This window comes from Planococcus sp. TJ-201 (genome assembly GCF_058268495.1).
The window spans coordinates 180,591-206,260 of record NZ_JBZDOG010000003.1; the positions used below are offsets into that span (position 1 = coordinate 180,591).

26 protein-coding genes are annotated in these 25,670 nt (G+C 46.0%); 19 read left to right on the forward strand and 7 right to left on the reverse strand.

Translation table 11 applies throughout. The features are described from left to right. The first annotated feature begins 77 nt into the window (after positions 1–77). The 12 genes from AC4EG4_RS09255 (at position 78) to lpdA (ending at position 11,156) form a co-directional block, all read left to right on the forward strand. The gene (locus AC4EG4_RS09255; protein WP_490987609.1) at positions 78–821 is read left to right on the forward strand and encodes an SDR family NAD(P)-dependent oxidoreductase; all 744 of its coding nucleotides are present in this window, start codon (positions 78–80) and stop codon (positions 819–821) included. A 331-nt stretch (positions 822–1,152) separates the two neighbouring features. Then, positions 1,153–1,839 (forward strand): FusB/FusC family EF-G-binding protein, encoded by a 687-nt coding sequence (locus tag AC4EG4_RS09260; protein ID WP_490987610.1) that lies wholly within the window; start codon positions 1,153–1,155, stop codon positions 1,837–1,839. Between the two features lie 284 nt (positions 1,840–2,123). Further along, a complete protein-coding gene (locus tag AC4EG4_RS09265) occupies positions 2,124–2,510 on the forward strand; it encodes a transcriptional regulator GutM (RefSeq protein ID WP_490987611.1) in 387 nt (128 codons plus the stop codon). A 12-nt stretch (positions 2,511–2,522) separates the two neighbouring features. Further along, positions 2,523–3,050, forward strand: coding sequence for a PTS glucitol/sorbitol transporter subunit IIC (gene srlA / locus AC4EG4_RS09270; protein WP_490976918.1), 528 nt, complete (start codon positions 2,523–2,525; stop codon positions 3,048–3,050). A gap of 35 nt (positions 3,051–3,085) precedes the next feature. Then, complete coding sequence (srlE, locus tag AC4EG4_RS09275; RefSeq protein WP_490987612.1) at positions 3,086–4,135, forward strand: PTS glucitol/sorbitol transporter subunit IIB; 1,050 nt, start codon at positions 3,086–3,088, stop codon at positions 4,133–4,135. 28 nt (positions 4,136–4,163) lie between these two features. Continuing rightward, positions 4,164–4,532, forward strand: a complete 369-nt coding sequence (locus AC4EG4_RS09280; RefSeq protein ID WP_490977904.1) for a PTS glucitol/sorbitol transporter subunit IIA — start codon at positions 4,164–4,166, stop codon at positions 4,530–4,532. A gap of 16 nt (positions 4,533–4,548) precedes the next feature. Then, positions 4,549–5,874, forward strand: coding sequence for an NAD(P)H-dependent oxidoreductase (locus AC4EG4_RS09285; protein ID WP_490987613.1), 1,326 nt, complete (start codon positions 4,549–4,551; stop codon positions 5,872–5,874). A gap of 57 nt (positions 5,875–5,931) precedes the next feature. After that, positions 5,932–6,276: a bh protein gene (locus tag AC4EG4_RS09290; protein ID WP_490987614.1), complete on the forward strand. Its 345-nt coding sequence runs from the start codon at positions 5,932–5,934 to the stop codon at positions 6,274–6,276. Positions 6,277–6,417: 141 nt separating this feature from the next. Next, the gene (locus tag AC4EG4_RS09295) at positions 6,418–7,401 is read left to right on the forward strand and encodes a thiamine pyrophosphate-dependent dehydrogenase E1 component subunit alpha (RefSeq protein WP_490976922.1); all 984 of its coding nucleotides are present in this window, start codon (positions 6,418–6,420) and stop codon (positions 7,399–7,401) included. A gap of 24 nt (positions 7,402–7,425) precedes the next feature. Beyond that, entirely contained in the window at positions 7,426–8,409 is a 984-nt protein-coding gene (locus tag AC4EG4_RS09300; protein ID WP_490976923.1) for an alpha-ketoacid dehydrogenase subunit beta, read from the forward strand. Between the two features lie 13 nt (positions 8,410–8,422). Next, a complete protein-coding gene (locus AC4EG4_RS09305) occupies positions 8,423–9,760 on the forward strand; it encodes a dihydrolipoamide acetyltransferase family protein (protein WP_490987615.1) in 1,338 nt (445 codons plus the stop codon). Positions 9,761–9,773: 13 nt separating this feature from the next. Further along, the gene (gene lpdA, locus AC4EG4_RS09310; RefSeq protein ID WP_490987616.1) at positions 9,774–11,156 is read left to right on the forward strand and encodes a dihydrolipoyl dehydrogenase; all 1,383 of its coding nucleotides are present in this window, start codon (positions 9,774–9,776) and stop codon (positions 11,154–11,156) included. A 63-nt stretch (positions 11,157–11,219) separates the two neighbouring features. Here the strand turns inward: lpdA and AC4EG4_RS09315 are convergent, their stop codons facing one another. Together AC4EG4_RS09315 and AC4EG4_RS09320 are read right to left on the reverse strand one after the other, a co-directional pair. Further along, positions 11,220–12,179: a sugar-binding transcriptional regulator gene (locus AC4EG4_RS09315; RefSeq protein WP_490976926.1), complete on the reverse strand. Its 960-nt coding sequence runs from the start codon at positions 12,177–12,179 to the stop codon at positions 11,220–11,222. Between the two features lie 322 nt (positions 12,180–12,501). Continuing rightward, a complete protein-coding gene (locus AC4EG4_RS09320) occupies positions 12,502–12,858 on the reverse strand; it encodes a hypothetical protein (protein WP_490987617.1) in 357 nt (118 codons plus the stop codon). Between the two features lie 244 nt (positions 12,859–13,102). Here AC4EG4_RS09320 and AC4EG4_RS09325 point away from each other — a divergent pair, with 244 nt between their 5' ends. From AC4EG4_RS09325 to AC4EG4_RS09335, 3 genes are read left to right on the forward strand one after another with little or no spacing between them, the layout of a single operon-like run. After that, on the forward strand, positions 13,103–13,672 hold the full coding sequence (locus AC4EG4_RS09325) for a bifunctional transcriptional activator/DNA repair enzyme AdaA (RefSeq protein ID WP_490987618.1): 570 nt from the start codon (positions 13,103–13,105) through the stop codon (positions 13,670–13,672). Continuing rightward, entirely contained in the window at positions 13,669–14,562 is an 894-nt protein-coding gene (locus tag AC4EG4_RS09330; protein ID WP_490987619.1) for a DNA-3-methyladenine glycosylase family protein, read from the forward strand. Before AC4EG4_RS09325 ends, AC4EG4_RS09330 begins: the two co-directional genes overlap by 4 nt. After that, positions 14,559–15,062, forward strand: coding sequence for a methylated-DNA--[protein]-cysteine S-methyltransferase (locus AC4EG4_RS09335; RefSeq protein WP_490976930.1), 504 nt, complete (start codon positions 14,559–14,561; stop codon positions 15,060–15,062). Before AC4EG4_RS09330 ends, AC4EG4_RS09335 begins: the two co-directional genes overlap by 4 nt. A 111-nt stretch (positions 15,063–15,173) precedes the next feature. Here the strand turns inward: AC4EG4_RS09335 and AC4EG4_RS09340 are convergent, their stop codons facing one another. The 4 genes from AC4EG4_RS09340 to AC4EG4_RS09355 all read right to left on the reverse strand — a co-directional run bounded on the left by AC4EG4_RS09340 (position 15,174) and on the right by AC4EG4_RS09355 (position 19,292). Then, positions 15,174–15,773, reverse strand: a complete 600-nt coding sequence (locus AC4EG4_RS09340; RefSeq protein ID WP_490987620.1) for a hypothetical protein — start codon at positions 15,771–15,773, stop codon at positions 15,174–15,176. A 203-nt stretch (positions 15,774–15,976) separates the two neighbouring features. Beyond that, positions 15,977–16,948: a class F sortase gene (locus AC4EG4_RS09345; RefSeq protein ID WP_490987621.1), complete on the reverse strand. Its 972-nt coding sequence runs from the start codon at positions 16,946–16,948 to the stop codon at positions 15,977–15,979. Between the two features lie 60 nt (positions 16,949–17,008). After that, the gene (locus AC4EG4_RS09350; RefSeq protein ID WP_490987622.1) at positions 17,009–18,343 is read right to left on the reverse strand and encodes a hypothetical protein; all 1,335 of its coding nucleotides are present in this window, start codon (positions 18,341–18,343) and stop codon (positions 17,009–17,011) included. A gap of 130 nt (positions 18,344–18,473) precedes the next feature. Continuing rightward, on the reverse strand, positions 18,474–19,292 hold the full coding sequence (locus AC4EG4_RS09355) for an alpha/beta fold hydrolase (RefSeq protein WP_480331530.1): 819 nt from the start codon (positions 19,290–19,292) through the stop codon (positions 18,474–18,476). Positions 19,293–19,547: 255 nt separating this feature from the next. Between AC4EG4_RS09355 and AC4EG4_RS09360 the strand changes: the two genes are divergently transcribed. Then, entirely contained in the window at positions 19,548–20,615 is a 1,068-nt protein-coding gene (locus AC4EG4_RS09360) for a M42 family metallopeptidase (RefSeq protein WP_490987623.1), read from the forward strand. Positions 20,616–20,695: 80 nt separating this feature from the next. Here AC4EG4_RS09360 and AC4EG4_RS09365 read toward each other — a convergent pair whose 3' ends face one another. Continuing rightward, positions 20,696–21,730 (reverse strand): aldose epimerase family protein, encoded by a 1,035-nt coding sequence (locus AC4EG4_RS09365; RefSeq protein WP_490987624.1) that lies wholly within the window; start codon positions 21,728–21,730, stop codon positions 20,696–20,698. A 128-nt stretch (positions 21,731–21,858) separates the two neighbouring features. On the opposite strand from AC4EG4_RS09365, the gene ganR reads away from it, so the two are divergent. The 3 genes from ganR to ganP all read left to right on the forward strand — a co-directional run bounded on the left by ganR (position 21,859) and on the right by ganP (position 25,669). Then, complete coding sequence (gene ganR / locus AC4EG4_RS09370; RefSeq protein ID WP_490987625.1) at positions 21,859–22,851, forward strand: galactan degradation operon transcriptional regulator GanR; 993 nt, start codon at positions 21,859–21,861, stop codon at positions 22,849–22,851. 164 nt (positions 22,852–23,015) lie between these two features. Next, complete coding sequence (gene ganS, locus AC4EG4_RS09375) at positions 23,016–24,302, forward strand: galactooligosaccharide ABC transporter substrate-binding protein GanS (protein ID WP_490976938.1); 1,287 nt, start codon at positions 23,016–23,018, stop codon at positions 24,300–24,302. A gap of 110 nt (positions 24,303–24,412) precedes the next feature. Next, on the forward strand, positions 24,413–25,669 hold the full coding sequence (ganP, locus tag AC4EG4_RS09380) for a galactooligosaccharide ABC transporter permease GanP (RefSeq protein WP_490976939.1): 1,257 nt from the start codon (positions 24,413–24,415) through the stop codon (positions 25,667–25,669). Position 25,670: the final 1 nt, after the last annotated feature.

Here is a 25,670-nt window from a genome sequence, read left to right on the forward strand (position 1 = left end):
TATAAATATTGTAATTTTCAGTCTATTGATGTTTAATAGAAGGTGAGAGAATTTTCCAATACAAGGAGGAAGAGTAGATGGACTTAGCGGGAAAAGTAGCAATTGTAACAGGTGGAGCATCCGGTATTGGCTTGGCAACAGCAAAAGCATTTCTTGAAAAAGGCGCAAAAGTGGTCATTGCTGACTACAACGAAGAAGGCGGCAAACAGGCCGAACAGCAATTAAAGCAAGGAGATTCTGAAGTGGCTTTTGTCTATGTCAATGTAGCTAGTGAAGCATCAGTTGAGCAATTGGTTGCGGCTACAGTCGAGCATTACGGAAAAGTTGACATCATGATCAACAATGCTGGGATTGGTGTCTTGGGAGTCACCCACGAATTGGCCTATGAAGACTATCATAAAGTCATTTCGATCAACCAGGATGGCGTCTTTTTCGGTGCGAAACACGCCATTAAAAATATGCTTGAAAATGGCGATGGCGGCGTCATCATCAACACGTCCTCTATTTTGGGATCTGTCGGCGAAGGCGGCGCCTTTGCCTATAATGCCACTAAAGGTGCGGTAAACTTGATGACCAAATCTTTGGCCTTGCAGTACGCAGAACATGGAATTCGGGTAAATGCAGTGGCTCCTGGCTATGTGGAGTCCGGTATGGTCAGTAAAGAGGCTTTGGGTGACTTTTACGACGCGTTGGTGGGCAAGCATCCTGTCGGCAGACTCGGACAGCCGGAAGAAATTGCCCATGCCATGGTATTTCTTGTTGAAAATGAATTTGTAACGGGCACTACACTTATGGTTGACGGAGGCTATACCGCTCAATAAAGAAAGAAGAGCTGCTGCATGCAGCTCTTTTTTGTGTGAAAATTTTTACTTCTGGTCAGTTGAAAATCGGTTGGATGGAAAACCTGTAGGGGATAAAGTATGATTAACTCACAAGCTAAACCCTTGCCGTTAAAGGAGGTGATATCAGATGACAATCGCAGTCGAATTGTCAGCGTCAGAAAAAACTCGTGCAAAGCCTGGTATTTGGAGAGGCGATACTTTGCATGGGGACACAAGCAATTGTTAATCGCTCCCGCAAAACCCAGCCTTTCTTTCTGCCCGGCTTTTTTCCTTATACACGCAGCGAAAAAAACATAAGGAGTGGGCCCGCATGATTCATGTAAAAGAAACCAACCAGAACAGTGACAGTACGGCAGATAATTCGAAAGCATTTATTCGGAACGACCAATACAATTTTATTAAGGACCAGACCAAAATCTTGGTGGCCGGACAAGCCAGCACAAATGATGCCGAAGTATTAAATGTTCTGCGGCATCTCGCACACGAAAAAGTCTACAAGCTGTTTCCGTCACTTACGGAACAGCAAAAGAAAATCCTTCATCCGTTGGTGCAGATAAAGGAACTCAGCGATGCAGAAGCATTTTTGGGACAGCTTCAGCCCTATATCATTCCATTTGGAGCAGTCAGCGACCAAGGTTTGAAAAAATTATTTCCGAAAGCAAAAAAATTAAAGGGTCCAAAGCTTGAAAATATTAATCTTGGCAGAACTTCCTATTTGGCATGGACAGAAAGTTCCAATTTGATGTATTTGGTTGTCCATGAAAATGGGGGATTGCTTGGTGTGCAAGGCAGCTTTACACGCAGCGGCAAGCAGGGCATTTGTACTTTTTGCAACCGCCATAGCGAAGTTGGCATGTTCATTGCCAAAACGAAAAGTTCGGGACAGGACCAATTTATCAAGCGCGGCAATTACATTTGCCAGGATTCTGCAGCGTGCAACAGCAATGTTAAAACACTGGACCGTTTGGATGAGTTTATTGGCCAGTTCCAGAAATAAGAAAACCATAGAAGAACCAATCCATCTGTCGCAAAGCCGACTTTTGGATTGGTTCTTTTTTAGGGATCCAATTCATAAAGTACATGAACTTCTGGAAATAAATAAAAGCGAGAAGGTTCTTAAGTTTAGATGGTTTAGCTGCTTCTGGTTAAATCCTGAAAACCTAGCTGTTTAAATTATTTGAATTTTCTTTTAAATGACTATTGATTTATTGTGTAAGCGCTTTTATAATGGTGTTAATATCAAATGTCACGTAACTGAACAAATGTAAAGGGGGTGCGATTATGTGGGGATGGTTCATCGTGTTGTTTGCCGCTGTGTGGCTACTTCAACTTTGGATGACCAAAATGCAACTGAAAAACTACCACGGGACGATTAAAAAACTGAGCAGGAGGCCTTCAGGATACTTGGGGGTGGGGATTCAAAAACAGAAGCTAGGAATAGGCGCGATAGCGATTGTGGTAATTGATGAAGAAGGAACCGTTGTGGAAAGCCAATTGATGCGGGGGGTGACTGTGTTCAGCCGTTTTGAACCGTTTACGAACTATATCGGTTTGCCACTGGATGCATTAAAAGCAAAACTTGGAGAAGAGCCGGCAGATTTGGCTTTTAAAATGGCAATTGAAAAAATAGAGTCACAAATGAATGAGAAGACAAATTTAGCCGTATAAGGAGGAAGAAAAATGGATTTCTTAGTTAGATTAGCTGAAGGATTTATCGGAATGTTCCAAGCAGGCGGCGATACCTTTGTAGGTTTGGTGACTGGTATTATTCCACTGCTTATTGTTCTGATCACCGCGGTCAATGCGTTTATCCGATTGGTAGGGGAAGAGCGCATCAACCGACTGGCCCGCAAGAGTACCAAAAATATCATTTTGCGTTACACGCTGTTTCCTGTCTTAGCGGTTTTCTTCCTGACCAACCCGATGGCTTATACATTCGGTAAGTTTTTGCCCGAAAAACAAAAGCCGGCTTTCTATGATTCCGCGGTTTCCTTTGTTCATCCAATCACGGGCTTGTTCCCTCATGCCAATCCTGCGGAACTCTTTGTCTACCTGGGTATTTCTGCTGGGATTACGCAATTAGGCTTTTCACTGGGGCCATTGGCAATTCGCTTCTTTATTGTAGGGGTCATCGTCATTTTGATTCGTGGCATTGTAACAGAGATTATTACGGTTCGGATGATGAAAGCGCGAGGCATGGAAGTTTAACAATCCGAGTGGTTTAAAAAAGGGAGGCAAAGAAAATGAGCAGCATTCATACGCCATTGAATTATAAGCCGGTGACCATAACAAAAGGCAGAGGCGGTTGGGGTGGTCCGCTAACCATTCGGCCAAATGAAGAAAAGCGCTATATTGTTTCGGTAACAGGAGGCGGCATTCATCCAATTGCAGAGGAAATTGCAAAGCTGACCGGCGCCGAAGCAGTAGATGGATTTAAAGGTTCCTATGATAAAGATACGATGGCTTGTGTTGTGATTGATTGTGGAGGAACGGCGCGCTGTGGCGTCTATCCGAAAATGAATGTGTTGACAGTCAACATCAACGCAACATCCCCTTCAGGGCCATTGATGAAGTTCATCACCGAAGAAAACTTCGTGTCGGGCGTTAAGCATGAAAACATCTCAGCAACAGCACCATATGAAGATCAAGACGCTGTAGAAGAGGCGGTCGAGAAAGTTGAAAGTCCCGCGGCACGTGAAAAAACCCCACAGGAAATAAAAGAAGAAGCAAAACTGAAAGCAGCTGGCTACCAGAAGCCGAAAAAAATGAACATTATTGAGAAAATTGGCCGTGGAGCAGGTAAAGTGGTCGGAATTTTCTACCAGGCCGGGCGGGAAACAATCGACCAGGTGCTGAAAAATATTTTGCCGTTCATGGCTTTTGTCAGTATGCTGATCGGGATCATTACTTTTACCGGAATTGGCGATTTGATTGCTAACTTTGTTTCGCCGTTGGCTGGAAACATTGGCGGTTTGCTGCTTTTGTCTGTTATTTGTGCATTGCCGATCTTGTCGCCTTTGCTTGGACCGGGAGCCGTTATTGCGCAAGTAGTTGGTGTGTTGGTCGGCGTAGAGATTGGCCGTGGAAATATCCCGCCGGAACTGGCGTTGCCTGCACTGTTTGCCATCAATCCGCAGGTCGGCGCAGATTTTGTGCCGGTTGGTTTGACATTGGGAGAAGCAGAGCCGGAAACCATCGAGGTGGGCGTTCCAGCAGTCTTGCTGTCACGTGTAATTACGGGTCCACTCGCGGTGGTTATTGCATACCTGTTCAGTTTCGGACTGTACAGCTGAAAAATAAGGAGGCAGTCAGGTGGAGGATATGATGACAAAGAAATACGAAGCGAAAATAATCGAAATTGGTGAAGAAGTCGAGATTTTTGTAGAAGAAAACATGCTGGTCATTTTCAATGATACGGTTCCCGAATCACTGCGGTCAATTGGCGTAATCCATGAACGGGCAGATCTTCTGGAGAAAGTTGAAGCCGGAGATGTGTTGGAAATCAGCGGAGAGCCGTACGAAATCTTGTTTGTCGGAAGCAAAGTCAATGACACGCTGGAAGAAATTGGACATTGCACCATCGCCTTTAATGGCGAAACGGAAGCCAGTCTGCCGGGAACCATGTGTGTGGAAAAGAAAGCGTTGCCCGAGTTGCAGGTCGGAACTGCAATTCGCATTATTAAGCGTTAAAAGAGGAGGTTGGCTCATGCTGGGCATCAATAGAAAACTCGAAGAACTTGAGCAGAACGGCGATATCATCAGAGTCGGGCTGGTTGGAGCTGGCCAAATGGGAAGAGGAATGATTTCCCAAATCGAAAGCATGGCAGGAATGCGCGTCGTCATCACTGCAGATATTCAAATTGACAATGTCATCAATGCCTACGTAAAGTCGGGAGTTGTGGCTGATGATGTTGTAGAAACAAACAATGAAGCGCAAGCGGTGACGGCCGTTAAAGAAGGAAAAGTAGTGGCGACAACAGACGCGCAGCTGGTGACTTCATTGCCGGAAGTGGATGTCGTCGTTGATGCTACTGGAGTTCCTGACATTGGAGCGAAGATTGCGTGGGATGCCATCTTAAATCGCAAGCATATTGTTATGCTGAACGTGGAGGCTGACGTAACGGTAGGGGTCATTCTGAAAAAAATGGCCGATGCCAGTGGAGTGGTCTACACAGGATCGGCTGGAGATGAACCAGGCGCGATCATGGAGTTGTTTGATTTTGCCGATGCGCTCGGATTTGAGGTAGTGGCTCTTGGCAAAGGCAAAAACAACCCATTGAACATCGATGCCAATCCGGATTCAGCCGCGGAAGAAGCTGCCCGTAAAGGAGCCAGCCCAAAAATGCTGGCTTCTTTCCAAGATGGCACAAAAACGATGGTTGAAATGACGGCGGTTGCCAATGCTACAGGATTTTTGCCTGATAAGCCTGGAATGCACGGTTTTGTTAGCGACGTAAAAGGCTTGCCGGAAATCTTCAAATCAACAGAAGCTGGCGGAAAAGTCACCAATAAACGGATCGTGGAATACATCAACGGGATTGCACCCGGTGTGTTTGCCATTATCGCTTCCGAAAAAGAAGAAGTAAATCATGAATTAAAATATTTGAGCATGGGAGATGGGCCCAATTATGTGCTTTACCGCCCCTACCACCTCACCAGCCTGGAAACACCCATATCGATCGCACGTGCCTACATTTACAACGAAGCGACCATTGCACCATGGCATGGGCTGCAGGCCGAAACCGTGACCGTCGCAAAGACCGACTTAGCCGCTGGTGATTTCTTGGACAGCATTGGCGGGTTTACGGTATACGGCCACATACTGACTGCGAAGGATGCCCATGCTCAACAAGCATTGCCGTTGGGGTTGGTCGACAAGAACGTACGTTTAAAACGAGATATTAAAAAAGGTGAAATTATCGGCTACAGCGATGTCGAGCAAACCAAAGATTCGACGATTTGGCGCTTGCGCCGCATGCAGGACGATACGTTTAAAGCGGAAGCCGAAAAAGAGAGAGCGGTGAAAGCATAGTTTGTCCAATTTCATGTAAAGAAAAACCCAATCAACGAAATGAGAAGGTGTCCAAACATGGAAATTAAAACGATGGAAGCGGCTTTATTCTGCACCCATTGCAGAGAAGAAGTAAACCATGAAATCACGTACATCAACGATGATATAAAAAGCATTCGATGCGAGCAATGCAACAAAACCAAGCATCTGAGAGTAGACGTAAATAAGAAGTTCTACAAAGAAGTGTATGATCGGATTTCCTCAAAGCCGAACCGAATGACGCAGGAATACAAGGATGACTTGAGTCACTTGCTGGTTTCCCTGCCGGTTCGAACCGTCAGCAAGCCCTACCGTTTGCTGAAAGATGTGAATGCTTCACGAAAAATCCTCAAGCGATACAAACAGAAAAAAAAGCCGAGTTAAATAGCTTCTCTGTCCAAGGGCCAGACTTCTCCATAACCATTCGAGAGGGATGGCCTTTTCAATTCACTTGACTAAATAATCAAAAAATATTATATTTTACATATGTCACACTATAGAACATATGTAAAGGGAGGAAGGAACATGACGCAAAAACTGAAGTTGCCGCCGCAAGTAAAAGAAACCGAATTGCGTGAGCTATACAAGCAAATGTGGTTGATCCGCTTTTTTGAAGAAAAGGTGGATGAGTTTTTTGCAAAAGGAATGATTCATGGAACGACTCACTTAAGTGTCGGCCAGGAAGCTTCGGCAGTGGGATCGATTGCCGTACTGGAGGATCAGGACAAAATCACCAGCACACACCGCGGCCATGGCCACTGCATTGCTAAAGGTGCGACCGTCAACGGCATGATGGCTGAACTTTTTGGGCGGACCACAGGCTACTGCAAGGGCAAAGGCGGATCCATGCACATTGCAGACGTGGATAAAGGAAATCTTGGAGCAAATGGCATTGTCGGAGGCGGATTTGCGATTGCGGCTGGAGCTGCATTGACTTCCCAAATGAAAGGATCAGGATACGTTGTCCTTTGTTTCTTTGGGGACGGTGCTTCAAATGAAGGAAGTTTCCACGAAGCGATTAATTTGGCGTCAATTTGGAAACTGCCAGTTGTTTTTATTTGTGAAAACAACCAGTATGGCATGTCGGGTCCGGTACGTGAAATGATCAACATTGAAGACATTGCCGCACGCGCCGCAAGTTACGGCATTCCAGGCAAAGTGGTTGATGGCAATGACGTATTTGACGTTATGAACGGCGTCAATGAAGCGGTGGAACGTGCACGAAACGGCGAAGGGCCGTCCATTGTTGAAGCGAAAACCTACCGCTCAAAAGGGCATTCGAAGAGCGATGCCAAAAAGTATCGGACACGCGAGGAAGAAAAAGAATGGCTCTTGCGGGATCCCATCAAGCTGATGGCTGAAATCATGATTGAGCAAGGAATTTTCACCCAGCAGGATGCGGAAGAAATCAAAGCAGAAGCCAAAAAGGATGTTGAAGAATCCGTAGAATTTGCAAAAAACAGTCCAGAACCGACATTGGATGCTTTGATGGAAGACATTTACGCATAAGGCGGAGCAAAGGAGAATCGACGCATGAGAGAGCTGACTTATTTAGAAGCGGTAAGAGAAGCCATGAGCCAAGAAATGCGGAACAACGAAGATGTCTTTGTATTGGGTGAAGATATAGGCGTTTATGGCGGTGCATTTGGTGTCACACGTGGAATGATTGAAGAATTTGGTCCGGAGCGGATTCGCAATACACCGATTTCCGAAGCCGCAATTTCAGGTACAGCTGTCGGAGCGGCGTTGACGGGAATGCGGCCCATTCTGGAGCTGCAGTTTTCCGATTTTATGACCATTGCGATGGACAATATGGTCAACCAGGCAGCAAAAATCCGCTATATGTATGGCGGCAAAGGAAAGGTTCCGATGGTACTTCGGACGCCAGCCGGTTCTGGAACTGGAGCAGCAGCACAGCATTCGCAAAGTTTAGAAGCATGGATGGCCCATATTCCTGGCCTGAAAGTGGTCCAGCCGTCAACTGCTTACGACGCTAAAGGATTATTGAAAGCGGCGATTGACGACGACAACCCGGTCATTTTTTACGAACATAAACTGTGTTACCGGACAAAATCCGATGTTCCGGAAGAAGCCTATTCGATTCCATTGGGCAAAGCGGATATCAAAAGGCAAGGAACAGATGTAACCATCGTTGCTACCGCAATTATGGTCCATAAATCATTAGAGGCAGCTGAAGAGCTCGAAAAAGAAGGAATCCATGTAGAAATCATCGATCCCCGTACACTTGTGCCGCTCGACATCGAAACCATCGTTGAATCTGTTAAAAAGACGGGGCGTCTAGTAGTGGTCCATGAAGCGGTGAAGCGCGGGGGATTTGGTGGGGAAATTGCCAGTCAGATTGCAGAAAGTGAAGCTTTTGATTACTTGGATGCACCCATCAAGCGACTGGGCGGAAAAGCGGTTCCGATTCCTTATAATCCGGAGCTGGAAAAAGCGGCGGTTCCAGCAGTCGCCGATATCGTAGCGGCCGCAAAAGAAACGCTAAACCGCTTGTAAGGAGGAAACGTAAATGGCAAAAGAAATTTTTATGCCGAAGCTGAGCAGTACGATGGAAGTCGGGACATTGCTCCAATGGTTCAAGGAAGAAGGCGACTCTGTCGAAGTAGGGGAGCCGTTGTTTGAAATCATGACCGACAAAATCAACATTGAAGTCGAGTCTTATGAAGAAGGAACCTTGCTAAAACGATATTTTGAAGAAGACGATGAAGTGCCAATCAATCATGTCGTCGGCTATATCGGAGAAGCAGGAGAGGAAGTTCCTGATTCGCCGCCTGGAGAGTCAGGCGTCAGCAGCAAGCCTGCTGCTGCGGGAATACCGGCAGAGCAGCAGGAGACTGAATCACCCGAACCACCCTCTGAACAGCCGGAACGGGTCCGGGCAACACCGGCTGCCCGGAGAGTCGCCCGGGAAAGAGAAATCCATCTCTTTGAAGTCGAAGGCACCGGTCCGAACGGGCGGATTCACCAAGCAGATGTTGAAGGTTTTGCCCCGGCTGCCGCAGCCGCCGTTGCCAGCCGTGCTACGCCGCTTGCTGAAAAAGTAGCGGCAGCAGAAGGGGTAAACTTGCAGGAAGTGGCCGGCAGCGGACCACGAGGGAAAATTTACAGGGCAGACGTAGAAGGAGTGGGCCAACCAGCTGCTGCTCTTCAAGCGGAACCGGCTAAACGTGTGAAGATGGCCGGGATTCGAAAAGCTGTGGCAGACCGAATGCTCCACAGCAAAACAACTGCACCGCACGTTACCCTTAACTGTGAAATTGATATGGCTGAAGCCGTAGCGATGCGCAAGCAATTGTTAGGACCTATTGAAAAACAGACCGGTTACCGCCTCAGCTATACAGAAATCATTTTAAAAGCGACGGCTCATGCCTTAAAGCGTCATCCGAATATTAACATTTCGCTCGAAGGCAATGAAATTGTCCATCATGCGTCCATCAATATCGGATTAGCGGTAGCACTGGAAGATGGCCTGTTGGTACCGGTGATCAAGGAAGCCGACCAAAAAGGGTTAGCTGAACTGACTGTCGCCTGCAAAACGGCAGGACAGGCAGCCAAAGACGGCAAATTGAAACCGGCTGAACTGTCCGGTGGCACCTTTACCATCAGCAATCTGGGAATGTACGCGGTCGATACGTTCAATCCTGTCATCAATCAGCCGGAATCGGCAATTCTTGGCATTGGGCGAATCAATGAAAAACCAGTTGGCTTAAATGGTCAGATAGTGCTGCGCCCGATGATGGGCGTCGGGCTGTCATTTGACCATCGCGTCATTGATGGAGCCCCAGCTGCCGCTTTTTTGACCGATTTGAAAGCAGTGCTCGAAAACCCATTTGAACTACTAATGTAAGGGGTAGATCCTATTGAAGACATATGAAGTGGCGGTGATCGGGGGTGGACCGGCAGGCTATGTAGCAGCCATCAGAGCCGCAAACCTCGGAAAAACAGTAGCGGTGGTGGAAGCGAGGGAACTGGGCGGGACATGCCTCAACCGTGGCTGCATTCCTTCCAAAACTTTGCTGCGGCATGCCGAAGTCATCGAAAATATCGAGAAAGCCAAAAGCTGGGGCATTGAAACAGGGCCTGTCACAGTATCTCTGTCCAAGATGATGGAGCGAAAAGACCAAGTCATTCAAAAGTTGCGGACGGGCATAGCTTATTTGATGAAGCAAGGAAAAATCGACGTTTTGAATGGCTACGGGGAAGTTCAGCCGGACGGCATCATCCACGTAGAACAAAACGGCCGCCAGGAAGCCATCAAAGCGGATAACATCATTTTAGCTACCGGCTCAAAACCGATTGTTCCGCCAATTCCAGGTCTGCAAGAAGGCAAATATCAGACGAGTGACACCATTTTTGATATCACGAAAATTCCAGAGTCACTCGTAATTGTAGGTGGAGGCATCATCGGCGTGGAATTTGCCTGCATCTTTGCTGCGCTTGGTGTAAAGGTCACCATCGTCGAAATGAGTGACCGGATTGTTCCAAGCGAAGATCCCCAGGCTGTAAAAGTATTGGCAAAGTCGCTAAAAAAGAAAGGGATTTCCATTCGGGCCTCAACTAAAGTGACAGGAGTCGAGCCGGGGGAAGAGAGCCAGCGCGTCTCTATTGAAAATCAAAAAGGCCAGACAGAAACCTTGCAGACAGAAATGATTCTTTTGTCAGTTGGAAGATCTCCAAATACATCAGCGTTCAGTTCACTGAATTTGGAGATGAATGGACCTTTTGTAAAAGTGGACGAATACATGGCGACCAGCCAGCCTGCTATCTACGCTGCCGGTGATTTGGTTGGCAATTGGCTGCTCGCACACGTTGCAAGTGCTGAAGGGCTGGTGGCCGCCTCCAATGCAGCAGGAAAAAAAGAGAAAATTGATTATCATGTTGTGCCGCGATGTGTGTATACGAGTCCTGAAATTGCCAGTGTCGGAATGACGGAACAAGAGGCGGAGCAAAAAGGCATTGCTTTTAAAGTAGTGAAAGTTGACCATGCTGGCAATGGCAAGGCGCTGACTTTGGGTGAACAGGAAGGCTTTACCAAATTGATTGCGGACACAACCTATGGTGAAATTTTGGGCGTGACAATGGTCGGCCCGCATGTTACCGAAATGATTGCGGAACCTTCTGCCTATATGCGTTTAGAAGGAACGGTGGACGAACTCGCATCGATGATCCACGCACATCCAACTGTTTCGGAAAGTCTTTATGAAGCTGCTGCTTCTTGGCTTGGAAAAGGCGTCCATCACTAAAAAGCCGATTGGCCGATGCATTAAGCATCGAACCAATCGGCTTTTTGCCGTTTCCACTTAAATTCAATCCGTTGATTGTTTGGGATGAAGCAGCAAGTCTGCCGTTACGTCATCGATGACCAGCACATCCAAATAGCCGCCTTTTAAGGCAGCCCGTATGCTTTCCACTTTATGTGCGCCTTCAACAATACCAATAACCTGCGGTATGTTTTTAAATTCTTCAAGGTCCAAGCCAATGACCAAATCGTTCAATGGATGCTTGATTTGGTTGCCATCCGCATCGTAGAAACGTGAACCGATATCACCTGCAGCACCGGCCAGTTTCAATGAAGCCAGGTCTTTTGAAGTCAAATACTGCATTTCCGTCATCGTTGAACCTTCAAACGGATTGCCAAGCCCCACGACTGCCATTTCCACGCTGCGCCCTTCTTTCAAAACCATCGCAATATCTTCTGATTGAACAAGGCGTTTTTTTAGCTCCAAAGACTCCACCATCGCGGGTGCATATAAATACGAGCAATAGGAATTCATTTTTTGTGCCAATTGGTAAGCAAGCAGATTCGAATGGATGTCGACCAACTTCCGGCCCATCCCCCCAACCAGTGGAACAATCTGCAAGTCCCGATGCTGCTCAAACGGGTATTCCTGGACAAACTTAGACAAGGTGCTGCCCCAAGAAATGCCCAATGATTTGATGCCTTTTATGTTTTTGGATACGTAGGAGGATGCTGCTTTACCGAGCGCATGCTTCACCATTTCCGTACTCAAATTGGCTGCTGGCACAACCAATGCTTCTTTCAGTTGATAGGTTGTTTCCAGTTGCTGTTCCAATTCTACAGTATGCGCGTTTTCATCTTTAATATAAATTTCCACAATGCCCATTTCCCGTGCTTTGTTCAGCAGTTTTGAAATGACCGGGCGGGAAACGCCCATCTTACTGGCGATTTGCGCCTGGGTTTGACCGTCGAAATAGTAGAGGTTAGCGACCTTTACGATCTGTCTGCGTTCTTCCCAATTCATCATCCTAGCACCTTCTCGTCAGAGTCCGATTAGCGGCTTTAAAGCTAACTTGTAAACCGCTTTCATGTCATTATTATACGGTTTTCCTGCTTTTTTGTATACCATTGCCAATGGAGATAACGGCCTGATTCGATCAATTAATAGCAGGGAATCTTCCTAAGCCGAGAAATTGAATCTAATTTTCCGCCAGGTTGTGTTCTATTATGGATTTTATAGCATTACAGGTTCCACGATGCGAATGCCGAAAAACTTGCCCATTAAAAAACTGCCGTTGCCCAATAAAGAATGGACAACGGCAGTTTTAGCATTTGATAGGGCAGAGCCATTAAAATGCGTATTGGAATAAAGCATAATAGAGAGGGGCGAGCATCAACAGCATGAGCAGCCCTGAAAAGACAGTCATGGATAAGGTGCCGGCTTCCGGCTCTTGTTCCGTGAAATGTGCCTTGATAAAAAAGAAAAACAGTAGGTCCCATAATACTACGGCGCCAAGAATCACTTGCCAGGCAAGTGGCGTGAAAATCTGGAAATGGGTCACAAATCCGAACAGCCCCACCCAGGCAATGACCGTAAATGCCAAGTCAATCAGAAAAATGGGGCTTTTATAGCCGCCATGAATGAAAAATGCAATTGTTGACGTAGCAAGAAGAGCCGCGTAAACGTACCAAAAAATTTGTATCATGAATTTATTCCTTCTTTCATAGACATCTTCCCCATTATAAAAGAAGGCGAGCGGAAATAAAATGTTTACGCTTATGGTTTTTTAGACGATAAAAGCAAGATTGAGGAGGCATCTTCTCTTTTTTGGTTATAGAATAGAGAACACAAGCGAGGCGCTGGGCTGAAGAGTGTCCGATTTTGGGATATAATGAGGCAAAGAGTCCAGTGAAATGCTGCACCCAATTCAAGTGGAGGGAGGCCAGATAATGGAGAAGATCAATTTTTCCTTTGAAGAGATGTGGGAAAAGGTTTTGGTCTGCGATCGGAAGTACGACGGTCTTTTTTACACAGCTGTTAAAACCACTAAAATTTACTGCCGTCCATCCTGCCGTTCCCGGAAACCGAAAAAAACCAATGTCGACTTTTATTTGACGATGGCAGAAGCTGAGGCAAACGGATTTCGCGCATGCAAAAGATGCCAGCCGGAAACGGAGTATTCACCCGACGAAGAACTTACACGCCAAGTGATGGCCTATTTGACAGCCAATTACCGCGAAAGCATCAGCTTGCAGGACATAGCGGGCCATGTTGGCATGAGCCCGTCTTACTTGGAGCGCGTGTTCAAGCAGGAAACTTCTGAAACTCCACGGTCCTGTCTGGAAAAGATTCGGATCGACAAGGCAGCACAGCTGCTCAAGCAAACCCAATTATCCAACCTGGAAATATGTTTTGAAGCAGGATTTCAAAGCCCATCCAATTTTTATAAAATATTCCGCAAGCTAAAAACGCATTCCCCACATGAATTTCGAAAGCTAAACGAGCTGGTATCTTCATGAAAAAGAGTGAGGAGCCGTATATGGAAATAAAAACGCCGGATGATTTTAATTTTGCAGAATGCCTCATCCATCTTGGCAGATCGTCACAGGAAAACTTGTACCGGCTTGAAGACGGGGTTCTGACCAAACTATTGAAGCTTAACGGGAGACTTGTTCTGTTTCGCGTAATTTTGGGGACCGGAGCTTTGCGCATCGCTTTTCCGCTTGGTGCTCCGCCAGAAGCCGAGAGCCGAATGGTTGCTTCCCACGTGGAGGATTGGTTTGATCTGGCAACAGATTTACGGGGCTTTTACGCCATGTCGGAAAAGGATCCGGTGCTGAAAGGAGTAGTCCAGCAATATTACGGATTGCGGATCATGGGCGTTCCGGATTTGTTTGAAGCGCTCGTCTGGGCGGTGATGGGCCAGCAGATCAACCTGACCTTTGCTTATACTTTAAAGAAACGATTTGTCGAAAATTATGGGGAGTCCTTGATTTACGAAGGTGAACAATATTGGGCGTTTCCAAGTGCTGAGGCTATCGCCGAGCTGGACGTCGCTGATTTAAAAGCATTGCAGCTCACTGGCCGAAAAGCAGAATACATTCTCGGCATTGCTTCTGCAATAGCAACCGGCGATTTAGAAAAGGAACGGCTGCTCCAGGAAGAGGATGCGGAAGCGGTGTTGCTGAAAATTCGGGGTATTGGCGCATGGTCGGCCAATTACGCCATGATGAAATGCCTGCACAGCCAATCGGCCTTTCCTCTAGCAGACGTTGGCCTGCACAATGCGTTAAAGGCTCAGTTAGAAATGGAACGAAAACCAACAATCGAAGAAATTACAAAACTGGCGAAAAATTGGGAAGGGTGGCAAGCATATGCCACATTCTATCTATGGAGGTCTTTATTATGAATGAATTGCATCAGGTTGAATTTCAATCGCCCATTGGCATCGTAGAAATCGTTGGAACAAAAGATGTGATCACGTCCATCTTGTTCAGTGAAAAAGATACAGTGGATTTTCCAGTCAATCCGGACAGCCCGCAGGTGATCGTCGATTGTCAGCAGCAGCTGGAAGAATACTTCAAGGGACAGCGTATGGAATTTGATTTTCCGGTCACCTCCACAGGTACGCCGTTTCAACAAAAAGTATGGTCGGCATTGACCGAAGTTCCGTATGCAACAACCGTCTCATACGGGGCCATCGCCAAAGCGGTTGGCAGCGACAAAGCCGTAAGAGCAGTGGGGAACGCAAACAGCAAAAACAAACTCACCATCGTCGTGCCGTGCCACCGAATCATTGGGGCTACCGGCAAACTAACGGGTTACGCTGGCACATTGACGCGGAAAGAATGGCTGCTCCGCCACGAAAAAGAGGTTGCCGAAAATCATCAGTCCGTCCATAAGGCGTGATGAAACTTAGCGCGTTCATCTGAGAACGATAAGGATACAAATAGACCGCTGATTCGCTTCTGAATCAGCGGTCTTAAAATTGAGATGGTTCCAGTCACGGGCCTTTACCTATCATCTTATTTGTTGAGTCAAACCATCTTGATCGTTGAACTGGATTTTTCCAATCTTTCCTTCTTGCGGAACAATCGTGTTGCCATCAAAATTATATTGGCTTGTTTCGCCGTCTTCATTTTCATAGCTGACGACAAAAGTGAAGTTATAAAGAGTGGGTTCATTTTCGCTTTGAGTGATTTCGATCTCAGTAGTGTTTAGATTGTATTCAGCATTAGAAAAACTGTATGAAAAAGCACTTGTATTGATGAATGTTTCATAGCCATTCTCTGTGAAATATGGGAGGTAGGTTTCCTCCATGTACTCAATGTATTCTTGGTATTCAGGTGTCTCCAGCCACGCGTTATACTCTTCTTGATCCATCTCGGCAGTTTGTATTTCCGTTGCACCCTCCCACAAGTCCCTGTATTTTTCATCAGGGCCATTAAACTCTTTCTCAATCACCGCTTGAATAGCTTGTTTATTTTTGTCTGCAGAGGCGGCTTCATTAGCTGCTTCGGGATTTGAGCAACCAGCAATGAGTAAAAAAGAACATATTATAAACAGAAAACCTAATAGTTTTGGCAAAAAGGCTTGTTCATTGTGTTTGAAATTCTTCATCACAATTCATCCTTATAAAGTTAAACGTAATATGTTTGCTGCAGTGTTCATAACTTTAATACGGATGAACTTCTAGTAAGTTCCATTTTTTTACATGAAAAATCTGTTTCATGAACCCATAGTTTGTAAAAGATCAAAAAAACACCTTGATTCATCAGGTTCTTAAAACCTTAAGAATCAGGGTGTTGTTTTAACTTCCATTCTTATTTTACTTGCGCTTCTGTTTTTTCGGATTCATTTAAATCGACATCCACTGAAGTAATGAAGTAGCGCTTCGTATCATCTGTTGTCAGATCCACTTTCTTTCTGTCGAACAGTGAAACCGTTTCGATTTTCTCAATTTCACCTGTCTCCAGATCTTCTTCGTAGATGCGGTAACCGATAATGGCATCATCACGCACTGCGTGCCAAGAGATATTGAAAGCAGTAGCTACCACGTTTGAAGGCGGCTCCGGCTGTGCTTGGCTGACGCTGGAATCGGAGACCAATTCAGCTGTAACGACCAGCCGTTCTTCATGAGATCCAATGTCGCGGTTAAAGTCGCCAGTACAAGTAATCAAGTTGATCATTCGCTTGTCTGAGTTGCCAAAAATTTCTTCGATTGGTGCTTCATCCGTTTCATAGCTAGTCAGGTTTTTGACTTCGAACACCATTTCGCGTCCATCGGCATCTGTCAAAATAACAGTTTCTCCCACTTTTACATCTGTCAGTTCATAAAAGACAGCCGGACCAGTCAAGCTGTCGACATGTCCTGCCAATACGGCATTGCCTTTTGCACCTGCTTTAAAACCAGGCTCAAACCAGCCGACCTGATCCACATCTTCCGGCACACCCATTTCACCGTTATCCAAAATGCCAGTTGGCTCGATGGCCGCTTTGACGCCAATGGATGGAACTTCAATCTGGGCAGGTTCCATGCCTTTTACGCTTTCCTGTCGTTCCCGCTGAAGCATTTCCAGCTTTTCCCGTTGTTCCGGAAGGATCGGAAATTCCGCAATCTTGTCGACATAGTTGCCGGATACCTCTTCTTCATCTGGCTTTTGCTCTGCTTGTTCAGTTTGTTCAACAGGTTTAACTTTTTCTTCAACTGTTGGACTGGCAGCCAAAGGCTCTAAAATGATGAACAAAACGAGACATAACATGACGGCCGTTCCAATCGTGACAAGCTGCTTCATCAAAATTCCCTCCTTTCCAATCAGGAACAGAGAGAGCCAATGGCCCCCTCTGAATATTAGTTATTGCTGGTTTTTGGTTTGGCGGTACGTGATGGTACCAGCTGCCAATAAGATCAATGTGCTTAACGTAATCCAAAGGATCATCGTATTAGATTGGTTCTCCATGCCGCCAAGTCCTGTTGCCGGCATTTTTTCAGGTGCTGTGTTTTCAAAGTTCTCAGGGAATTGATCCACAATAGCCCCGCTCAATCCTTTGCCGATATCAAACATGATCGCATAACCAGCGCGGTATGTTTCATATGACGCTTCATAGTCGCCGGATACATATTGTTGGAATGTATCCACAACGGATGTTTCATGTGCCTGTACGCCTGCAATGGTTTCATCCAAAGGCATGCGGTCTTCCGTTGCGCTGTTCAAGAATGTACCCAATTCTGTTGCGAATGTGCTCGTCAATGTGTTGGTTGCTTCTTCTGCAGCAGCTTGATCGTCAGCTGCTGTTGCGACAACCAGGTCGCCTTGTATAGAGATGTGCTGATTGTTCCAAAGTTCGACGAACTGGTTGCTTGCTTCTTCACCGTAGACCGATGCAAGAGCTGCACGGAATTCTTCTGTGTTCTGGTCTTGTGCCCAATCGGCAAAGTCAAAGTCCTCAGAACCATTATACCCTTTTGTCATGCTCAATTGTGCTAAAGCGAAATGCTCAGCTGCAATGCGGTTCACGGTTGAACGGAAATCACCAGCTGGTGTGTTCGGATCGGAAAACTGATCTGGGAATTGAGCAGAAATCGCGCCACTGATGGCACTGCCAGCTCCAAAGATTTGTGTAAAGCCTTCTAGATAAGATGTATAAGCTGCTTCGTAATTACCTTCTACATACAAGTCAAATGTTTCTTGAACGAAGTCTTCGTGCTCACGAAGAGCTGCAGTTGCACCATCTTCTGGAAGATTGCCTTCTGTTGCTGTGCCAAGGAAGGCACCCATTTCGTCAACGAATGACTGGATCTCAACCAATGCTTCTTCTTGCATCGCTTCGTCGCCTTCTTTCACAGCGGCCGCGTAATCGTCCGTGCCCATATTGTGCTTATCGAAAATTTCGACGAAAGCTGCTCCGCCTTCTTCACCGTAAACGGAAGCAATGACCGGCTCCATGTCCGCTGCGTTGGCATCAAGTGCTGCTACGGCTGCGTCTGCCGCTTCATCTCCGTCATAAACTTTCATCATGGAATCAACAGCCAGTGCGTAATGCTCTGACAAGAGCGAATCCAATGTTGCGCGAAGTTCCACGCCAGTTGTTTCTGTTGGCGGTAATTCATTCGCCAATGCCGTTGTTGCCATTCCTGGGATTAATAATGCAGCTCCGAGTACAGGTACCAATACTTTGTTCCATTTCATAATAAAACCACTCCTCTGTTTTAAGTTTCTTACATACATAACGGAGCGGGTTCGAAACTAGATCACTTTTTTGAAAAAAAAAAGAAGATGGCTGCAAGACCATCTTCTTCCCCATCTTATCTAAATCCTGTTATTTTACGCCGGAGCTTCTAAGGAAGCTTAGCAATTCGTTGTTAAAGCGTTCGGGTTCATCGGCATTGATGCCGTGTCCGCTGTCTTTAAATGGAACAAGAACGGAGTTGGGAATTTGTTTTTCCAACTCTTCACCCAATTCATACGCACAAATCTGATCTTTTTTGCCGTGGAAAATGGCTGTTGGCACGGTAATGCCTGCCAATTCCCCGCGTAAGTCTTCGTCTCTCAATGCAATGGCCGAGTTAATGGTTGAATGCGCTCCGGCTTCAAGGCCAAGCTGCTGGAACCATTGCAGGAATTGCGGTGATTTTTTCTGCTCAAAGAACATATCGGCAAATTGAGCCAGGAAAGCCGGACGATCTTCTTTGATTTGTTTGATGATGTCATCCACTTCTTCAGGTTTCAAGTTGATCTTGAAATCTTCACGTTGTGTGAATACTGGAGCAGCTGCTCCCATCAATAGCAATTTATCTACGCCTTGCTGGCCAAACTTCGTTAAGTAGCGGATTGCAATCGGTCCGCCCATAGAAAATCCGCCAAGAACGAAATTCTCAAGTTTCAAGTGGTCAACAACTGCTTTTACGTCGCTCGCCGCTGTGTCGTAATCATAGCCAGACCACGGCTTGTCCGATTTTCCGTATCCTCTGAGGTCAATGCCGATAAATCGGAAGTTTTGCTGCGCCAGGATGCTGACCTGCGATTCAAACGATTTGCTGTTTAGCGGCCAACCGTGGATAAATACGACTGGCTGCCCCGATCCAACGTCTTCTACATAAACTTTTACGCCATCTTCTACTTCAATATAATGTCCCAAAAATTTCTCCTCCTCTAATTTAAAAACTGTACTGATGATAAGCTTCCCTTTGCTAACGATAAATAAACTGCAAGAAATCAAGGATTTTTTTTGGCATACAGTTATGTTGTTTAGGAAGATGATCCACAAAGCAGGAGTAGCCTGTTTCTAAGCCTCTAAAAAATATGGATGAAAATAAATAAAAATTTCCAAAAGACTGAACATGAATTTTCAAGTAGTATAGATTTTGTAGAGTATTCTGAAAGGGGAGAGTCGATGTTTAAAGAGCAATTTTTTCAAGAATTAAAAGAACTGGCAGCTTTGCCAGGCAGTTCAGGAAGAGAACATCAGGTGGTCAAACGGCTGGTTGAATTGCTGGAACCTTTGGCGGTGGTTGAGATTGACCACATGGGCAATCTCTATGCGGTTTTAGAAGGCAACAAACCAGGGCCAACCGTTTTGGTATCGGCGCATTCAGATGAAATCGGCTGCATGGTCAGCGCCATCGACAAGAAAGGGTTCCTGCGGATGGAACGAACTGGCGGCATGATGGACGCATTGCTGGTCGGACGCAAAGTGAACGTCAATGGCCATTTTGGCGTTATCGGCGTGAAAGCTGGCCACCTGCAGACCGCCAGCGAAAAAACCACGGTTTTGCCGATTGGCGACATGTATGTTGATGTCGGGGCTCACTCCAGAGAACGTGTTCAGAAAATGGGCATTCAAATTGGCGACTCCATCACCTACATCAGCGATCTGGACCGCTTTACCAATACGGATTTGATTTGCGGCAAGGCGATCGATAACCGGAGCTGCTGTGTCCTGCTTGTGGAATTATTCAAAGCCTTTCAGGATAAGAATTTTAGCGGAACGCTGGTTGGTGTAATTACTGTTCAAGAAGAGGTGGGCCTTCGCGGTGCACAAATCGCTGGTTACAAGATCAATCCGGACTATGCCATTATTCTTGACACTATAGCATGCACAGACACCCCGGACGGCAATACGTATCCAATCTCCATTGGCAGAGGGCCGGTGCTGCCTTTACTTTCCGGTGGGGGTGCACGGGGTAATTTGATGGCTCCGCAGATGAAAGACCTCATTATTAAATATGCTGAGAGAAACGATGTGCCGATCCAGTTGTCTGTTATGCCCAATGGAACGACAGACTTATCGGCAATCCATCTTGTGAAAGAAGGTATTTTGGGGGCGGCCATTACATTCCCGCGCCGCTATTCCCATTCGCCGATTGAAATGGCGGATTTGAAGGACTTTGAAGCAGGCTTTACTTTGCTGAAAGCGATGCTGAGCGACAGTTCAGAGTGGGGAGACATGAGATTTGTTTGATCTTGCAATGCATTAAAACCGGAGCCGCTTTAAACTGGCTCCGGTTTTTTCAGTTTTATTGAGTGGGGAAAATAGCTTTATTAATTGTTGCCGAACGTGAAGACTGTCCGTTTGCTATAAGGCTCTCCGGCTTGCAGCCTAATATCCGGAAATCCAGAGTGATGAAGGGAAGCGGGAGAACCTTGTGTTTCAAAGCAGACGCCAAGATACTTTCGTGACGGACTGCCGGAAAGGTTTAATCCTTCGCTCAACCCATTCGCTGTGTACAGAACCATGCCAGGCTGGTCAGTCTCCATCGTCATGCTGCGCCCACTCTTTGGATCTAGTAGTTTACTTGTACCGGACTCTTGCTCATCGAAAATAAAATAATGATCGTATCCGCTTCCGGCTCGTTTGTTTTGTTCATAATCATCCGTGAAGCCGTCCCCAAGCCGGCGCTCGCTGCGAAAATCAAATGGCGTGCCTTCTGCAGGGAGCCGCTTGCCTGTAGGAATCAATTCGGGATCGAGCTCTGCAAATGTGCTGCTGGCAATAATCAACTGATGATCGTGCACCGTGTCTTTTAAATTGCCACTCAAATTAAAATAAGAATGATTGGTCAAGGTGAGCGCGGTTGTCTGATCGCTGATCGCTTCGTAATCCATCAGCAGCTGATGATCGCTTGTAAGTGTATAAGTGACCGTAATTTCCACGTTTCCTTGAAATCCGCCTTGGCCATCCGGGCTGGTATAGGAAAGCGCAATTCCCGCAGCATCATCTGTCTGGAAAGGGGAAACGTCCCACACTACTTGATGAAAGCCTTCCGATCCGCCGTGCAAGTTGCTTTTTGACTGGTTGGCTTCAAGCTGGTAGCGCTTGCCGTTGAGTTCAAACTGAGCCTCTTGAATTCTGCCGGCAACTGGGCCGATTAATGCGCCGAAATAATTGGAGTTTAACCGATAATCTTCATAATCTGTAAAACCAAGAACAATGTTTTCAAGATTTCCATCCCGATCAGGAACGAAAAGCTTTGTAATAATGCCGCCGTAATTCAGTACGCTAACGGAAACACCCCGGTCGTTTTGCAATGTATACTCGTGCCAGTTTCCGCCAAGTTCTTTCTTTTCAATGTTCATTTCTTTTGCCTCCTGCTCCGTTAAAAATGTTAAGTTTTATATAGGAGTTTAATATAGCTTGACAACAAGGAAAAAACAAGTAAAAATTAAGTAAAATAATTTACTTAGAAAAAATGGAGGTGGCAAGATTGGCTACAATTAAAGATATCGGGGAAAAATCCGGATTTTCTATTTCGACGGTTTCGCGTGTGTTAAGCAATGACCAAAGCTTGTCGGTGCCTGAAGAAACAAGGGAAAAAATATTTGATGCAGCAGAGCAGCTGAACTACCGAAAGAAAACGGTTAAATCACTGGTAAAAAATATCGCCTTTTTGTATTGGCTGACCGAAAGAGAAGAGTTGGAAGACGTTTATTTTAAGACCATGCGAATCGAAATAGAGAACATGGCCAAGCTTTCCAACGTCGAATTGACAACGTACAAAATAGAAGGCGGCATCCGTCAAATTCCTGATAATATTGAAGGTTTTATCGCAGTCGGAACCTTTTCAGACAAGGAAATTGCGTACCTCCGAAAACTGACGCCCCATGGTGTATTTATCGATTCTACACCTGATCCGGAGCATTTTGATTCGGTAAAACCGGATTTGGCGCAGATTACGAGAAAAACAATCGACTTTCTGATCCAAAAAGACCACCAGGATATCGGCTTTATCGGTGGTACTTACCACAACCCCAATACAGACGGGGACGAAATGGATATCCGCGAGCAAACCTTCCGTGATTACATGGAGAAAAAAGGGCTGCTGCAGGATCGCTATGTGTATTGCCACCGAGGATTTTCAGTAGACAACGGCTACCAGCTGATGACCAATGCAATAGAAGAATTGGGTGACAAGTTGCCTACCGCTTTTTTCATCGCAGCGGATCCAATTGCGGTCGGATGTCTGCAAGCCTTAAATGAACATGGCATCCAAGTACCGAAAAGAGTCAGTGTTATCAGCATTAACAACATCAGCATCGCCAAATACATTTCACCGCCACTGACCACGTTCCACATCGATATGGCGGAAATTTGCAAAAATGCCATTGCGCTATTGCTTGAGCAATTGCTGGAAAAGCGGAAATGCACAAAGACCTTGTACTTGGGTGCACAATTAATTGTCAGAAAAAGCACAAACTAGAAAGCAGCCTGATAAAACAGGCTGCTTTTTATTTTCGTAAAAAATTTTACTATTTTTAGTAAATTAATTGTTTACAGTTTTTTCTAACAATGCTATATTAAATTTCAGGAAGCGCTTTCATCAGAAACTTGGGAGAGAGTTTCGAAAATGACTTGAGAGGGTGTATGTTCGTGAAAAAATCTACAAAGTATATCGGTTTGATGAGTGGGGTCGCGTTAAGTTTGGCTTTGGGAGCATGTGGACCGCAAGAGAGCGATGAAAGCTCAACAGGTGGAGAAGCTGCAGAAGGCCAAAACCGTGAACTGATCGTCTGGGAAGATATTGAAAAAGCTGACGGCATTCGAGACGCCGTTGCACAGTTTGAAGAAGAAAACGATGTAACGATCACAATTGTGGAAAAACCATATGCACAGCAGATTGAAGACTTGCGCCTTGATGGGCCAGGCGGAACTGGACCGGACGTTTTGACCATGGCGGGCGACCAGATCGGTACAGCTGTTATTGAAGGATTGGTGAAAGAAGTAGCGGTCGAAGAAGACGTTCAATCCATTTATACGGATGCAGCCATGCAATCACAAATGGTGGACGGAAAAGTCTACGGATTGCCGAAAGCGGTAGAGTCGACCATTCTTTACTACAACAAAGATTTAATCACGGAAGAAGAATTGCCGGCGACACTTGAAGAGTGGTACGAGTATTCAAAGGAAACAACAACAGGCGACCAGTTTGGATTCCTGGCATTGTTTGATCAGATCTATTACGCACAAAGCGTCATGAGTGGCTATGGCGGCTACATTTTCGGTCAGGATGTGGATGGCAACTACGATCCGACGGATATTGGATTGAACAACGAAGGATCGATTGAAGGCGCAAACTATATTCAGAAATTCTATGACGAAGACCTATTCCCAGCTGGAATCATCGGGGAACAGGGCATTAACGTATTGGAGTCGTTGTTCACAGAAGGAAAAGCGGCAGCCATCATTTCCGGACCTTGGAACGTAGATCCATTTACGGATGCAGGCGTGGACTTCGGAATGACAAAATTGCCTGAATTGGACAATGGCGAAAACATGAGTTCATTTATTGGCGTGAAGAGCTACAACGTCAGCGCTTATTCGGAAAATGCAGAACTTGCCGAAGAATTGCTGTTGTTCCTGGCAAATGAAGAAAATTCCCGTACTCGTTTTGAAGAAACACAAGAAGTTCCGGCAGTAGAAGCCTTAGCTAACGACCCAGTCGTAGCTGAAAGCGAAGTTGCCCAAGCAGTAGCGGAACAATCTATCTTTGCCGAATTGACGCCGAACATTCCGTCAATGAATGAAGTATGGACACCGGCCGATTCTGCTTTGCAGACCATTGCCACAGGAAAAGCTCAGCCAGAAGATGCGTTAAACCAGGCTGTAGAAACAATTGAAGGACAAATTGAAGCCACTCATGGCGGTAACTGATTTGCAATAGCGAGAAATGGTGTCAAACGTTAAAGCGGTTGGCGCCATTTGTTGTAAAGGCCGGTAAACTTGTTTGTTTGCCGGGCCATACATAAAAAGAGGTGAGGAAAGTGCAAGCTCGTAAAATAGCCTTATTGTTATCAATTCTGCCCGGATTTGGCCAATTTTATAATAAGCAGTGGATTAAAGGGCTGCTGTTTCTCGGTTTTGGCATATCCTTTTTCCTGGTGTTCGGAGATCTCCTGAACATGGGCTTTTGGGGACTTGCCACACTCGGAACGGAAGTCCCGCGCGATAACTCAATTTTTCTGTTAGCAGAAGGGTTGATTGCAATCATCGTGACGATTTTTGGACTTGCTTTCTACTATGTAAATTTGCGGGATGCCTATAAAAACGGCCAGCGCCGTGACGAAAACCGGCCGATGAGCTCGCTGAAACGCGATTACCAAAACTTGATCGCACAGGGCTACCCGTATTTGATCAGCGGACCGTCGTTGTTTATCTTGATTTTTGCGGTTATTTTCCCGATTCTCTTTAGTTTTGCGCTGGCTTTTACCAACTACGATTTGTACCATTCCCCGCCGGCCAATTTAGCCGATTGGGTTGGCTTTGATACATTCGCGAAAATATTCACCGTTGATATTTGGCGCTCAACCTTTTTCAGTGTACTCGGCTGGACCGTGATCTGGACGCTTGTCGCTTCGACACTGCAAGTCGCTCTCGGCATTTTCATGGCCGTGTTGGTCAATCAAAAAGATCTTCGCTTCAAGAAGTTTTACCGCACGGTACTCGTATTGCCGTGGGCAGTTCCAGGGTTTGTCACCATTTTGATTTTTGCCGGATTGTTTAATGACAGCTTTGGTGCCATCAACAATGACATTTTGGCGATGGTTGGGATCGATGCCATTCCTTGGCTGACAGACGAAAACTGGACCAAGCTGGCATTGATCCTCATGCAGGGATGGCTTGGCTTTCCGTTTATCTTCCTGGTCACGACAGGCGTTCTTCAATCTATTCCCGATGACCTGTATGAAGCGGCGCGCATTGACGGTGCTTCGATTTTTGCGCAATTCCGCAACATCACCATGCCGATGATTTTAATTGCGACGGCACCGGTGATCATTACGCAGTATACATTCAACTTCAATAATTTCAACATCATTTACCTCTTTAATGGCGGCGGGCCATCTGTGCCAGGCTCCACTGCGGGAGGAACTGACATCCTCGTCTCCTGGATTTACAAACTGACCTTGCAGTCAAGCCAGTACTCGCTGGCAGCCGCATTAACAATCCTGTTGTCTGTCTTCGTCATCGCAATTGCGCTGTGGCAGTTCAGACGTACCGACGCATTTAAGGAGGGGGCTTGAA

Coding starts and splice junctions, on each gene's coding strand:
- AC4EG4_RS09255 (WP_490987609.1), top strand. CDS start 78: ATGGACTTAGCGGGAAAAGTAGCAATTGTAACAGGTGGAGCATCCGGT.
- AC4EG4_RS09260 (WP_490987610.1), top strand. CDS start 1,153: ATGATTCATGTAAAAGAAACCAACCAGAACAGTGACAGTACGGCAGAT.
- AC4EG4_RS09265 (WP_490987611.1), top strand. CDS start 2,124: ATGTGGGGATGGTTCATCGTGTTGTTTGCCGCTGTGTGGCTACTTCAA.
- srlA (WP_490976918.1), top strand. CDS start 2,523: ATGGATTTCTTAGTTAGATTAGCTGAAGGATTTATCGGAATGTTCCAA.
- srlE (WP_490987612.1), top strand. CDS start 3,086: ATGAGCAGCATTCATACGCCATTGAATTATAAGCCGGTGACCATAACA.
- AC4EG4_RS09280 (WP_490977904.1), top strand. CDS start 4,164: ATGATGACAAAGAAATACGAAGCGAAAATAATCGAAATTGGTGAAGAA.
- AC4EG4_RS09285 (WP_490987613.1), top strand. CDS start 4,549: ATGCTGGGCATCAATAGAAAACTCGAAGAACTTGAGCAGAACGGCGAT.
- AC4EG4_RS09290 (WP_490987614.1), top strand. CDS start 5,932: ATGGAAATTAAAACGATGGAAGCGGCTTTATTCTGCACCCATTGCAGA.
- AC4EG4_RS09295 (WP_490976922.1), top strand. CDS start 6,418: ATGACGCAAAAACTGAAGTTGCCGCCGCAAGTAAAAGAAACCGAATTG.
- AC4EG4_RS09300 (WP_490976923.1), top strand. CDS start 7,426: ATGAGAGAGCTGACTTATTTAGAAGCGGTAAGAGAAGCCATGAGCCAA.
- AC4EG4_RS09305 (WP_490987615.1), top strand. CDS start 8,423: ATGGCAAAAGAAATTTTTATGCCGAAGCTGAGCAGTACGATGGAAGTC.
- AC4EG4_RS09315 (WP_490976926.1), bottom strand. CDS start 12,179: ATGATGAATTGGGAAGAACGCAGACAGATCGTAAAGGTCGCTAACCTC.
- AC4EG4_RS09320 (WP_490987617.1), bottom strand. CDS start 12,858: ATGATACAAATTTTTTGGTACGTTTACGCGGCTCTTCTTGCTACGTCA.
- AC4EG4_RS09325 (WP_490987618.1), top strand. CDS start 13,103: ATGGAGAAGATCAATTTTTCCTTTGAAGAGATGTGGGAAAAGGTTTTG.
- AC4EG4_RS09330 (WP_490987619.1), top strand. CDS start 13,669: ATGAAAAAGAGTGAGGAGCCGTATATGGAAATAAAAACGCCGGATGAT.
- AC4EG4_RS09335 (WP_490976930.1), top strand. CDS start 14,559: ATGAATGAATTGCATCAGGTTGAATTTCAATCGCCCATTGGCATCGTA.
- AC4EG4_RS09340 (WP_490987620.1), bottom strand. CDS start 15,773: ATGAAGAATTTCAAACACAATGAACAAGCCTTTTTGCCAAAACTATTA.
- AC4EG4_RS09345 (WP_490987621.1), bottom strand. CDS start 16,948: ATGAAGCAGCTTGTCACGATTGGAACGGCCGTCATGTTATGTCTCGTT.
- AC4EG4_RS09350 (WP_490987622.1), bottom strand. CDS start 18,343: ATGAAATGGAACAAAGTATTGGTACCTGTACTCGGAGCTGCATTATTA.
- AC4EG4_RS09360 (WP_490987623.1), top strand. CDS start 19,548: ATGTTTAAAGAGCAATTTTTTCAAGAATTAAAAGAACTGGCAGCTTTG.
- AC4EG4_RS09365 (WP_490987624.1), bottom strand. CDS start 21,730: ATGAACATTGAAAAGAAAGAACTTGGCGGAAACTGGCACGAGTATACA.
- ganS (WP_490976938.1), top strand. CDS start 23,016: ATGTTCGTGAAAAAATCTACAAAGTATATCGGTTTGATGAGTGGGGTC.